The sequence below is a fragment of the Mesorhizobium sp. WSM4935 genome (assembly GCF_029625735.1).
GTDB lineage: Bacteria > Pseudomonadota > Alphaproteobacteria > Rhizobiales > Rhizobiaceae > Mesorhizobium.
The window spans coordinates 1-12000 of the sequence record NZ_JARTVR010000017.1 but is presented as its reverse complement, the minus strand read 5'-3'; the positions used below and the strand labels follow the sequence as shown (position 1 = coordinate 12000).

The following is a 12000-nucleotide window of genomic DNA, read 5'->3' as shown; positions in this document are numbered from 1 at the left end:
CCGAGCGAAGCGGAGGCTGGGTGAGGGGCCATATGCGAGAGTCCATAAGCAAAAAACCCGGCGCGAGGCCGGGTTCTTCGTAACTCCAAAACCGGAAAAGCTCAGGCGGCTTCTTCCTGTTCGGCTTCCTCGTTGTCGGCCTTGGCGCCGCGCTTCGGACCCTTGTTGAGGTTGACCTCGATGAGGCGCACCGCCTCGGTCTCCGACATGCGGTTCACCGCGGCGATCTCGCGGGCCATGCGATCGAGCGCGGCTTCGTAGAGCTGACGCTCGGAATAGGACTGCTCCGGCTGGTTATCGGCGCGGTAGAGGTCGCGCACGACTTCCGAGATCGAGATCAGGTCGCCGGAATTGATCTTGGCGTCATATTCCTGGGCGCGGCGCGACCACATGGTGCGCTTGATGCGGGCGCGACCCTGCACGACCTTGAGCGCGCGGTCGACATAATCCTCTTCCGACAGCTTGCGCATGCCGATCGAGGTCGCCTTGGCGACCGGAACCTTGAGCCGCATCTTGTCCTTCTGGAAGTCGATGACGAACAGTTCCAGCTTGTGACCCGCAACTTCCTGCTCTTCGATCGCCACGATCTGGCCGACGCCATGCGCCGGGTAGACAATGAACTCGCCGGTCTTGAACCCCTGGCGGGCCGCGGTGGACTTCTTCTGCGGGGTGATTGTTGCCATTACGCCCTGAACTCCTTAGTTGTGCCGCCGGCATCATGCCGGCCCAAACCGATACGATCGGCAATAGCCGACCGTTTAGCCGCGCAACAGAATGAACCCACCGGAAAAGCAGGGACCGGCAAACCGCACGAATGCGACTGCCTGCCCCAGATCGCTCTGGTCCGGATCTAAAAGCTCACCTTTCAGTGATTTGGGGCGTTAGCGCCATAAATCGACGTTGTGTCACCGGCATGTTTCGCTCATGTAACACAAAAAGTCGGAAGAATCAAGGTTTTGCTGCATTCGCTAACGCCAAGCGGCAGCGCTGCCTGTCAAGGCAGTAACTGCATCGGCTACGTTACGCCGCGTCATGGCGACATTGCCAGCCTTATGTCAATCGCCTTCGCCGGGCTCCGCCGAAAAATATTTCTCGAACTTTCCGGTCTCGCCGTCAAAGGTCTTGGCGTCCGCCGGCGGCTCTTTCTTGGCGGTGATGTTGGGCCATTTCTCGGCATATTCGGCATTGACCTGCAACCATTTGTCGAGACCGCCCTCGGTGTCCGGCTTGATCGCGTCGGCGGGGCATTCGGGCTCGCACACGCCGCAGTCGATGCACTCGTCGGGATGGATGACGAGCATGTTCTCGCCCTCGTAGAAACAGTCGACCGGACAGACCTCGATGCAGTCCATATATTTGCATTTGATGCAATTATCGGTGACGACATAGGTCATTGCAGGCTCCGGAACGTCCCATTTTGTTGGGCTTTTTGGCTGAGGTAACGCCTTTGCCCGCCGCATGCAAGGGCAGGGATTGCCGGCGGAGTCGGAGGGCCGGAATGGAATTCCGGCTGGAAGGGCAGATCGAGGTCACTGAGCCTGGCCGCTGCGCGTTTCTGGAATTTCTCCGGCCGCGCGCCCTGGGCCGGTTCTGTCTTAATCGTCGCCGAGCAGACTGTCCGTCTGCCGCCGCTCGCGTTTGGTCGGGCGGCCGCTGCCGGCCTCGCGCAGCGCCGGAATGGCGTCCGGAACCGCCCCGCCTTTGGGCGTCGGCGCCGGCGACATGTCCTCGTAGAGCAGCCGCGCTTCGTCAGCCGGGCCGCGTCGCGTTCCGCAACTCACCACTTTCCAGACCAGGATGCGGCCTTCGAGCGTGATGGTGAGCACGTCGCCGGGCTTGACCAGATCCGAGGCCTGCGCTGCTTTGTCGCGATTGATGCGCACGCGCCCGGCGACCACCACCTTCGCCGCCAGCGAGCGCGATTTCACCGCGCGCGAGAAGAACAGCCATTTGTCGATGCGCTGGCGGCCTTCTCCAACCATCGCGGCTAGCTTTGTTGGAGCATGATCTTATCCGAAAACCGGTTCCCACTTTTCGCTGACGCGGTCCTTCGGCTCGGGATCATGCTGGCTCTTTGATGGAGCATGATCTCGCCCGAAAACCGGTTCCCACTTTTCGGGATCATGCTCTAGCCTATTTCTTCAGCTGGTCGCGCAAGGCGGCGAGCTTGGCGAAAGGCGAGTCCGGGTCGAAGCGCTGCGGGCGTTCCTCGCGCGGCTTGCCCTGGAAAGCCGGCTTGCCGCCAGGAGCGTTGCCCTTGCCCTCCTGCCTGTTGCCCTTCCAGTCGGGCCGGCCCTCGCGGCGGCCCTCTTCGGGGCGCTCGCCCTGCGGCCTGCCTTCGCGCCGGTCGCCTGCATCCGGCCTCGGCTTGAACTTCGAGCGGTCGAAGCGCGGCTTGCCGGCGCCATCGCGGCGGCCTTCATGCGCCGGCTTGTCGCCGGGCTGGCCGCCGCCGCCTGCCTCGCGTGCGGGCTGGCCACCGCGCTGACGATTGTCGCGGCGGTTGTCCTGGCGATGGCGCGGGCGCTGGTGATCGAAACGCGCCTGGCGCCACAGAAGGACAGGCTTCGGTTCTTCAGCCTCGGCCGGGGCTTCGCCGGCCCTACCCTCCCCCTCGCGGGGAGCGTCGGCGGTATTGGTGCCGTCTGCGTCGCCGGCGCCATCACCCCCACCCGCGTCGCTTCGCGCCGCGATCTCCCCCATCGAGGAGGAGGTAAGGGCGTCGGCGCCTTCGGCCGACTCAAGCACTGCAGCCGCCGCAGCGGGGGCCTCCACAGTGGGAACCTCTTCCGCGACCTCGGCCGCAACTTCTGCCGGCTCTTCAACGGCAGGTTCCGCCGGCGCTTCCGAGCTGGCTTCGGTCGGAACTTCCGCGACGGCCTCAGCCGCAGCTTCGGTGGTTGCCGGCTCCGAGCTTTCCGCCGCTGCCTCCGCGACCGCGACCGCGACCGCGTCCGTTGCCGCAGCCTGCGCCTCCGTCGACTGCGCGGTGCGCGCCGCGTCTTCGGCAGCGAGCTTGGCCGCGGCCGCTTCGCGTGCGGCGGCGTCGAGCGCGTCGAGCTTCGCCTTCACCTCGGCGGCCGGCTTGGCCTCCGAGCGATAGCCGAGACCTTTCAGGATCTCCTCCATGTCGTCGGCCGTGGCGCCGAGGATCGACATCATCGGCGGCGTCACCATAAAGGCGTGGCCGTCATAGGCGCCATCCGGGCGCTGGCCGAGGCCGGGCTTCCAGTTGGTCGCCGGGCGGATGAGGTCGGCAAGCCGCTCGAGTATGTCGACGCGCACGGCGCGACGGCCGAGATTGCGGTAGCCGGCGAGCTTGTAGAAGGTCTTGTCAAAGGCCGGGTCGATGACCACCGAGGTGCGGCCCGAGGCCAGCGCATGCACAACGTCGCCGAAGCCCGGCTTGTCCTTGCCGTCGTTCTTCAACGCCCAAAGCAGCGTCACCAGTCCCGCCGGAGCCGGCTTGATCAGCGCCGGCACGAAGACGTGGTAGGCACCGAAGCGCACGCCCAGGCGGCGGAGCGCCGCGCGGCCTTCCTGGTCGAGCGACTTCATCTCTTCCGCGATGTCGCGGCGGTTGATCAGGCCGAAATGCTCGACCAGCTGGAAGGCGATGCCGCGCGCTATGCCGGTGATCTGGTCGGCATTCTTCAAGTCGACCAGCGGCTTCAAAAGCGACTCGATCTGGAAGTTGACGAAACGCTCGGCGCGCGCGGCGACCTTGTCGCGGGCAGGGCCGGTCAGCTGCTCGTCGGCAAGCAGGACCAGGCGCGGTTTCAGCGCCTCGTCGCCGGCGACCAGCGTGCCGATCGGCGCGCCGATCCAGCGCAGCACGCCGTCCGAGCCCAGCGCCAGGTCGCCATTGGCGCAAGCGGCAAAGCGTTCGGCGCGCGCGTCGAACTCGGCCGCGAGCGCCTTCTGGGCGGCGGTGCGCACCGCCTTGGCGTCCTCGCCGCCGGCGCTCTGGTCGGCGGTGAAGCGGAACCCTTGCAACTCGCCGACATGATGGCCTTCGACGAGGACGGTTCCGGTAGGGCTGATTTCGGCTTCAGGCATGGTATTTTCTCTAAGGCGCCGCATGAGGACGGAAGTCCTGCGGTCTACGAAGCGTTTCGTCAACCGCTCATGCAGCGCATCCGACAATCTGTCTTCGATTTCGCGTGTCTTTTCCTGCCAGTGTAGCTGATCGGCCAGCCAGCCCGGCCGGTTGGAGACGAAAGTCCAGGTGCGGATCTGCGCGATCCGGTGCGACAGCGTGTCGATGTCGCCGTCCGTCGTGTCGGCGCGCCGCACCTGCTCGGCCATGTAATTCTCATCAACATGGCCATGGCGCGCAAGGTCCATATAGATGGAGGCGATGAGGTCGGCATGCTGCGCGGGCGCGATCTTGCGGTAGTCGGGCAGCGCGCAGGCTTCCCAAAGCAGCGCCACCCGCTCCTTGCCGGTGGCCAAAGCGCGGATGTCGCCGTCGCGCGACAGGTGCTCCAGGGCCTGTGCGTCCACCGCCGGCAGCGCGCGGGTCAGGCCTTCGACCGGCGCGCTGGCCTCGATCGAGCGCTTCAGCGCGTCAAGGCTGGTGAAATCGAAATCGGCGGTGCGCCATTGCAGCACCTTCACCGGATCAAAATCATGCGCCTCGATCTTCTGCACCAGATCCTCGTCGAACGGGTCGACCTGGCCGGTGACGCCGAAGGTTCCGTCGCGCAGATGCCGGCCAGCGCGGCCGGCGATCTGGCCGAGCTCGGCGGCGGTCAGGTTGCGGTATTGATAACCGTCGAACTTGCGGTTCTGGGCGAAAGCGACGTGATCGAGGTCGAGGTTCAGACCCATGCCGATGGCGTCGGTAGCAATGAGATAGTCGACATCGCCGGACTGGAATATCTCGACCTGCGCGTTGCGGGTGCGCGGCGAAAGCGCGCCGAGCACGACGGCGGCACCCCCCTGCTGGCGGCGGATCAGTTCGGCGATGGCGTAGACCTCGTCGGCCGAGAAGGCGACGATCGCCGTGCGCCGCGGCAGCCGGGTGAGCTTCTTCGAGCCGGCATAGGCAAGGTGCGACAGGCGCGGCCGCGTGACCACGGATACGCCCTTCAGCAGTTTCTGCAGGATGCCGTGCATGGTGGCGGCGCCCAGAAGCAGCGTCTCCTGGCGGCCGCGCAGATGCAGGATGCGGTCGGTAAAGATATGGCCGCGCTCGAGATCGCCGGCCAGCTGCACCTCGTCGATGGCGACGAAGGCGGCGTCGGTTTCGCGCGGCATTGCCTCGACCGTGCAGACCGAATATTTCGCGCCGGCAGGCACGATCTTCTCCTCGCCGGTGATCAGCGCCACCTTGGGGGCGCCGACCTTCTCGCAGACGCGCGCATAGACCTCGCGGGCAAGCAGCCTCAGCGGCAGGCCGATGATGCCGGTTTCGTGCGCGACCATGCGCTCGATGGCAAGATGGGTCTTGCCGGTGTTGGTGGGGCCTAGCACGGCCGTCACGTCGCGGCCCGAAAGGATCAGCGGCTGGGAGTGTTTCGGCTGGATGTTCATCGGCTCGGAAATAAGACTTTCTGCCGCTTCTGGTCGGAGGCGCGGCGGCGCCGCCGCGTGTGACAGCCGACACATAGGGATTTAGGAGCCCGAGCGAAAGCGGAATGTTCTTCTGGGGGCAGGCTGGAAGCGGCAGCCGGTCAAAAACCGGCTGTCGTTAACGGCTGGAACGAGTCTGGAACGAATCGGCGACGAATCGCTGACTCGTTCTGATTCAGGTTTTGTTCACGGCTATATGTGGAGTTTTTGACGGTGAGTCTCACCACATGCTGAATCGGGGAGATTGGCCCAATTCATGCTTCGCCTTCGCTGGAGCCAGGCCGTCGTTAACCTTTGCCGGTGACCGGTCGCGGCCGGCTTGGGGTGCTTGGTCAAGATTATGAAATTGTTGAACTTTCTTAATCGCTTTTTACGATTTCAGCGATGCTCGGGCTGCTCGCCGTTAACTTTTCGGCCAAAGCCGGAACGAATCGGCGACGAATCAGCGATGCGACGGTTTTCCCGGTTTGTTCACCCCTAAATATGGTGTTATCCACAGCTCGCCCACCGATAATTCACAGGTTGTGTGGACACTTGCGCACAAGAAGTGCAGCGGCCGTTAACTTTTGCGTGCCGAATTGAGGCAAGGTGTCACGCCGGCCCGGCCGGCGGACAAAAAAGGCGGCTCCGGTGCCGGGGGCGCCCCGGCGACGAATGATGCCGAGCGAAGTACCGGGGTCAGGCGAAATACTGGCCGCCATTGGCGGTGATGGTCGAGCCGGTGATGAAGCCGGCCTCGTCGGAAGCCAGGAAGACGACGCAGCGCGCGATCTCTTCCGGCTCGCCGAGGCGGCCGACCGGGATCTGCGGGATGATGCGCTCGCTGAGCACTTTCTCGTCGATCGCCTTGACCATGTCGGTGGCGATATAGCCCGGACAGATGACGTTGACTGTGATGCCGGCGCGGGCGCCTTCCTGGGCGAGGGCCTTGGACAAGCCGATGTCGCCGGCCTTGGCGGCGGAGTAGTTGGCCTGGCCGGCCTGGCCCTTCTGGCCGTTGATCGAGGAGATGGTGATGACGCGGCCGAACTTGCGGTCGCGCATGCCGCTCCACAAAGAATGCGTCATGTTGAAGACGCCCGAGAGATTGGTGTCGATCACGTCCTTCCACTGCGCGGGCGTCATCTTGTGGAACATGGCGTCGCGGGTGATGCCGGCATTGTTGACCAGCACTCCGACCGGACCGAGATCGGCTTCGACCTGCTTGATGCCGGCGGCGCAGGCCTCGTAGTCGGCGACGGACCATTTATAGACCGGGATGCCGGTCTCGGCCTTGAATTTCTGGGCCGCCTCGTCATTGCCGGCATAGTTTGCCGCGACCGAATAGCCGGCGTTCTTCAAGGCGACCGATATCGCAGCACCAATGCCGCGCGATCCGCCCGTGACGATTGCTACCTTGCTCATGTGGTCCTCCCTTTAAAATCGGCTGAGCGAATAGGGAGTAGCGAATAGCGAGTAGGGATCTGATGTCCCGCGGCGCGACGCTTTTCTTCCCCTATTCGCTATTCCCTATTCGCTATTCTCTGAACTCACAGCGCTTCGACGCACATGGCGACGCCCATGCCGCCGCCGATGCACAGCGTGGCAAGGCCCTTCTTGGCGCCGCGGCGGCGCATCTCGTAGACCAGCGTGTTGAAGATGCGGGCGCCCGAAGCGCCGATCGGGTGGCCGATGGCGATGGCGCCGCCATTGACGTTGACGATCGAAGGGTCCCAGCCCATGCCCTGATTGACGGCGCAGGCCTGCGCGGCGAAGGCCTCGTTGGCCTCGACGAGATCGAGATCCTTGACCGACCAGCCGGCCTTTTCCAGCGCGCGCTTCGAGGCGGGAATAGGGCCCGTGCCCATGATCGCCGGGTCGACGCCGGCGGTCGCCCAGGAGGCGATGCGCACCAGCGGGGTGATGCCGCGCCTTGCAGCCTCGGCCTCGGTCATCAGCAGCGCGCCGGCGGCGCCGTCATTGATGCCGGACGCATTGGCCGCGGTGACCGTGCCGTCCTTGTCGAAGGCGGGCTTCAGCTTGGTCATCGCATCAAGCGTCGCGCCGTGACGGATATACTCGTCCTGGTCGACGATGGTGTCGCCCTTCTTGCCTTTGATGGTGACGGCGACGATCTCGTCCTTGAACCTGCCGGCCTTCTGCGCGGCCTCCGCCTTGTTCTGCGATGCCAGCGCGAACTCGTCCTGGGTTTCGCGGGTGATCTGGAATTGGCGGGCGACGTTCTCGGCGGTGTTGCCCATATGGTAGCCGTTGAAGGCGTCCCACAGGCCATCCTTGATCATGGTGTCGATCATCTTGTAGTCGCCCATCTTGACGCCGGCGCGCAGATGCTCGGCGTGCGGCGACAGCGACATCGATTCCTGGCCGCCGGCGACGATCACCTTGGCGTCGCCGGTGGCGATCTGCTGCATGCCGAGCGCGATCGCGCGCAGGCCCGAGCCGCAAACCTGGTTGAGGCCCCATGCGGTGGTCTCCTTCGGCAGGCCGGCATTGACCGAGGCCTGGCGGGCGGGGTTCTGCCCTTGAGCGGCGGTCAACACCTGACCGAGGATGACCTCATCGACTTCCGTCGCCTCGACATTCGCTCGCGCAAGCAGTTCCCTGATGACGACGGCGCCGAGCTCATGCGCTGGCGTGGCGGCGAAACTGCCGTTGAAGGAGCCGACCGCGGTGCGGGCGGCGCTGGCGACGACGATTGAATTGGAAGCGGACATTTTCTTCTCCAGGCTTCGAGGTATCGTATTTTCGAGCTCGCTTCAGGACTTTCTTGCCCGTTCGAACCCTTGAGTCAAACCGGAAATGGGCATGGCCGTCATGCGCGGCAAGCCGAGCGCGCGCCAGTCGCGGTAACGTGACGTCGGCCATGCGGCGGATTTTGCAATGGCTGCGCAGCATTAAATGATGCCGCAGTGCACAAACCGCTTGGAATTGTGACGCTTTTGCGCTTATCCTCGTTAAGGGCGCAATCGTTACCGGCCGCTTACTCCTAGAGGTGCCGGTGTCCTGGGGAGGATACGGATGGCCGCAAAAGACGACCCGATCGTCATCAAGAAGTATGCCAATCGCCGGCTCTACAACACCGGCACCAGCACCTATGTGACGCTCGAGGACCTGGCCGAGATGGTCAAGAAGGGTGAGGAGTTCACGGTCCAGGACGCAAAGACGGGCGACGACATCACCCATCCGGTGCTGACGCAGATCATCTTCGAGCTGGAAAACAAAGACGGGCAGAACATGCTGCCGATCCCGTTCCTGCGCCAGCTCATCTCCTTCTACGGCGATCAGATGCAGATGATCGTGCCGAGCTTCCTCGAACAGTCGATGATCGCCTTCTCCAAGGAACAGGAGCGGTTCCGCGAGCAGCTCAAAGGCGCTTTCGGCAAGACGCCGATGGACATGATGAAGACGCCGATGAAGGCGCTCGAGGAACAGACGCGCCGCAATGTCGAGATGTTCCAGAACGCCATGCGCATGTTCACGCCGTTCCCGCCCGCCGGCGGCAATGCCGCCGCGCCGGCCGAGCCGCCGAAGAAGGAAGAGAAATCCGACGACCTGCAGGAACTGAAGGCGCAGATCGCGGCTATGCAGCGCAAGCTCGACACGATGTCCTGACGGGTGCGCCGTCGTTTGGCGGCGGTCGCGAACGCTGGAGATTGGCGCAGAGGCCTATCCCTTCGTCATCCTCGGGCTTGACCCGAGGATCCATTCCGTGGCCGTTGCCGTAGAGTGCAGCGGTATGGAATTCTGTGATCGTTCCAACGCCTTAGCGTCACGGCATGGATTCCAGGGTCTGCGCGCGTCGCTTCGCTCCTTGCTCCGCCCTGGAATGACGACCTCAAACGCGCTCCGGTTAATCTGCAAGGCCGTCATCCCGCGCTAACAGGCCCGTCATAACGGGCGCGCGGCCTGATCGGCCGGTTGCTGGTCACCTGCTCGATGGCGTGCGCCGTCCAGCCGATGCTGCGGCCGAGCGCGAACAGGCGGAACGGGGCGTCGGCCGGCAGGCACAGGCTGCGCGTCATGGCGGCCAGCGCGAAATCGATGTTGGGACGCAGGCCGGTCGCGGCAAGGACCGCCTTCCGCAGCCGCAGCAGCCCGTCGTCGATTCTGAAATCGGCGAACAGACCCTCGGCGCGCGGATCGCCTTCCGGATAGAGCGGATGGCCGAAGCCGGGCAGCGGGCGGTCATGGGCGAGCCAGCGGGCGATCGCCTCTTCTGGACCCAGCCGCTCCGCGTCCTCGACCAGCGCGATCGCCGCGGCACCCGCGCCGCCATGACGCGGGCCGGTGAGCGTCGCAAGGCCAGCAAGCAGGCAGGCGGCGACCGGCGCGCCGGTGGAGGCCGCGACGCGAGCGGCGAAGGTCGAGGCGTTGAGTTCGTGATCGGCCAAAAGCACCAGCGCCTTGCGGATGAGATCGGCGCCGGCGGCTTTCACCGACCAGCCCTGCGCCAGCCTGATGTGCACGGGTTCGGAGCCTGGCGCCGCGCCGAGCGCGGTTGCCAGCGCGCTGGTCGCGGCGGCACCGTCCTGCTGCAGCATGGCCGGCCTGCGGCCAAGCGAAGACCAGCCTTCGGCCGCAAGCGCGGAGAGCCTGGCGAAGGCGGTCGGCGTGCCGCTTTGCCGGGCGGCCGATGCCGTCAGCGAGGCGAAGGATACCGGACGGCCGGAAGCCCACAGCAGTGCGGCGGTCTCCTCGAGCGTCGCCGTCGCCGAAAATTCCACCGCGTCCTCGCCGCGATAGATGAGGCGGCCATGCAGCACAGTCGAGATAGAGGTGGCGATCGCCGGTTCGCCCCAGGCGATGGCGCTTTCGGCGATCGCCTGTGGGCTCCTTCCGCGGTCGCGGCGCGTGGCGAGTGCTGCGATGTCGTCAGCGCGGTACCGGCTGCGGCGCGGGTCGGCGTCGTCCGGCTTCATGCCGATGCGGCCGCGGCTGACATACGCATAAAGCGTCTGCGGCCGCACGTTCAGCCGCTCCAGCGCTTGCTCCCGCGTCAGCCATTCCGTCATTTGCCGCCTTACATTGATTATCTTGATCAAGATTGATGCATTGATTGGCGAGCATTAATTGCAAAGCACAAAAGGTCAAGGAGACGATCATGGCGAATGGGCTCGATGATGTTGTAGCGGCCGACACGGTGCTTTCCGATGTCGACGGTGCGGGCGGGCACCTTACCATCCGGGGACATTCGTTGGCGGAGCTCGCCGGCCGTTGGCGCTACGCGCAAGTGGTGCGCTTGCTGTTCGACGGTTTCTTCGACGATCTTCCCGGCGATGCCGAACTGGAAAAGGCGATCGGCAAGGCGCGGGTTGAAGTATTTGATCACGTGAAACCGATGCTCCCCCAGCTTGCGCCGCTCGACATCTACAGCGGCATGCGGGCCGGCATGGCCGTCCTGCCGGACGGCGACGGGCTCGCCGACGCGCTCAGGCTGATCGCGGCGCCGGCGGTGCTGACGCCGGCCTTGCTGCGCCTTGGCCGGGGCGAGATGCCGGTCGCCCCGGACGAAGAAACCGATCACGCCGCTGATATGCTCAGGATGCTTGCCGGTACCGCCTCGCCGGCGCTTGCCAAGGCGCTCCACAGCTATCTGGTGACGGTGTGCGATCATGGGCTCAACGCCTCGACCTTCGCAACACGCGTGGTGGCTTCGACGCAGGCCGGGCTGACCTCGGCGATCCTGGCTGGGCTCGGCGCGCTGAAGGGCCCGCTGCATGGCGGCGCGCCGGGGCCCGTGATCGAGATGCTGGACGCCATCGAATCCAGCGGCGACGCCAGCGCCTGGCTCCGCAACGAGATCGCGCATGGCGAGCGCATCATGGGCTTCGGCCATCGCATCTACCGCGTGCGCGATCCGCGCGCCGACGCGCTCAAGGCGGTCGTGCGGCAGCTCGGCTCCCGCAACGAGGCAAGCAGCAAGGAGATGGGCAGCCGGCTGGCCTTCGCCGAGACGGTGGAACAGGCGGCGCTCGAGGTGCTTCGCATCGCCAAGCCGCAGCGCTCGATCCAGACCAATGTGGAATTCTACACCGCGCTTCTTCTGGAAGCGGTCGGGTTTCCGAAGGAGGCGTTCTCCAACGTCTTTGCCGCCGGCCGCGTTGCCGGCTGGATTGCGCACGCCCGCGAGCAGCAGGCGACCGGACGGCTCATTCGGCCGCAGTCGCGCTATGTCGGGCCGGTGCCGGATCTGGTGGCTTGAGAAGCAATTCCTCGCCCCACCTTCGGCTGCGGCATGCACACATTCCAAGCGGCTGGTCTTTGGCGATAGCGTTGCTGACAGCCTGGCGCATGCATTTTCTTATGTAGCGCTGGTCGACCCCCACTCCGTCTCGGCTTCGCCGATCCACCTTGTATCTCCACGAGAGAGATTTCGTGGGATTGAAGCGATTGAGCCAAGATCCGGCTGGCCAGCCGGATCTT

Annotated in this window: 9 protein-coding genes; 2 read left to right on the top strand and 7 right to left on the bottom strand. The window is 64.9% G+C overall.

What is annotated here, in order from left to right; all coding sequences use genetic code 11:
* Window positions 1-101 precede the first annotated feature (101 nt).
* The 6 genes from P9273_RS27465 to P9273_RS27440 all read right to left on the bottom strand — a co-directional run bounded on the left by P9273_RS27465 (window position 102) and on the right by P9273_RS27440 (window position 8291).
* A complete protein-coding gene (locus P9273_RS27465; RefSeq protein WP_278051705.1) occupies window positions 102-674 on the bottom strand; it encodes a CarD family transcriptional regulator in 573 nt (190 codons plus the stop codon).
* Window positions 675-1055: 381 nt separating this feature from the next.
* On the bottom strand, window positions 1056-1394 hold the full coding sequence (gene fdxA / locus P9273_RS27460) for a ferredoxin FdxA (protein WP_041004757.1): 339 nt from the start codon (window positions 1392-1394) through the stop codon (window positions 1056-1058).
* A 201-nt stretch (window positions 1395-1595) separates the two neighbouring features.
* Complete coding sequence (locus P9273_RS27455) at window positions 1596-1982, bottom strand: RNA-binding S4 domain-containing protein (RefSeq protein ID WP_041004759.1); 387 nt, start codon at window positions 1980-1982, stop codon at window positions 1596-1598.
* Window positions 1983-2133: 151 nt separating this feature from the next.
* Window positions 2134-5538 (bottom strand): helicase-related protein, encoded by a 3405-nt coding sequence (locus P9273_RS27450; protein WP_278051572.1) that lies wholly within the window; start codon window positions 5536-5538, stop codon window positions 2134-2136.
* Window positions 5539-6255: 717 nt separating this feature from the next.
* Window positions 6256-6981, bottom strand: coding sequence for an acetoacetyl-CoA reductase (phbB, locus tag P9273_RS27445; RefSeq protein ID WP_278051571.1), 726 nt, complete (start codon window positions 6979-6981; stop codon window positions 6256-6258).
* Between the two features lie 125 nt (window positions 6982-7106).
* The gene (locus P9273_RS27440) at window positions 7107-8291 is read right to left on the bottom strand and encodes an acetyl-CoA C-acetyltransferase (RefSeq protein WP_278051570.1); all 1185 of its coding nucleotides are present in this window, start codon (window positions 8289-8291) and stop codon (window positions 7107-7109) included.
* Between the two features lie 304 nt (window positions 8292-8595).
* On the opposite strand from P9273_RS27440, the gene phaR reads away from it, so the two are divergent.
* On the top strand, window positions 8596-9189 hold the full coding sequence (phaR, locus tag P9273_RS27435; protein WP_278051569.1) for a polyhydroxyalkanoate synthesis repressor PhaR: 594 nt from the start codon (window positions 8596-8598) through the stop codon (window positions 9187-9189).
* Between the two features lie 254 nt (window positions 9190-9443).
* Here phaR and P9273_RS27430 read toward each other — a convergent pair whose 3' ends face one another.
* On the bottom strand, window positions 9444-10589 hold the full coding sequence (locus P9273_RS27430) for a citrate synthase family protein (protein WP_278051568.1): 1146 nt from the start codon (window positions 10587-10589) through the stop codon (window positions 9444-9446).
* 89 nt (window positions 10590-10678) lie between these two features.
* Here P9273_RS27430 and P9273_RS27425 point away from each other — a divergent pair, with 89 nt between their 5' ends.
* On the top strand, window positions 10679-11779 hold the full coding sequence (locus tag P9273_RS27425) for a citrate synthase/methylcitrate synthase (RefSeq protein WP_278051567.1): 1101 nt from the start codon (window positions 10679-10681) through the stop codon (window positions 11777-11779).
* Window positions 11780-12000: the final 221 nt, after the last annotated feature.

Bases quoted from the DNA above. Each gene is read 5' to 3' on its own strand.
- fdxA (WP_041004757.1), bottom strand. From the start codon at position 1,394: ATGACCTATGTCGTCACCGATAATTGCATCAAATGCAAATATATGGAC.
- P9273_RS27455 (WP_041004759.1), bottom strand. From the start codon at position 1,982: ATGGTTGGAGAAGGCCGCCAGCGCATCGACAAATGGCTGTTCTTCTCG.
- P9273_RS27450 (WP_278051572.1), bottom strand. From the start codon at position 5,538: ATGAACATCCAGCCGAAACACTCCCAGCCGCTGATCCTTTCGGGCCGC.
- phbB (WP_278051571.1), bottom strand. From the start codon at position 6,981: ATGAGCAAGGTAGCAATCGTCACGGGCGGATCGCGCGGCATTGGTGCT.
- P9273_RS27440 (WP_278051570.1), bottom strand. From the start codon at position 8,291: ATGTCCGCTTCCAATTCAATCGTCGTCGCCAGCGCCGCCCGCACCGCG.
- phaR (WP_278051569.1), top strand. From the start codon at position 8,596: ATGGCCGCAAAAGACGACCCGATCGTCATCAAGAAGTATGCCAATCGC.
- P9273_RS27430 (WP_278051568.1), bottom strand. From the start codon at position 10,589: ATGACGGAATGGCTGACGCGGGAGCAAGCGCTGGAGCGGCTGAACGTG.
- P9273_RS27425 (WP_278051567.1), top strand. From the start codon at position 10,679: ATGGCGAATGGGCTCGATGATGTTGTAGCGGCCGACACGGTGCTTTCC.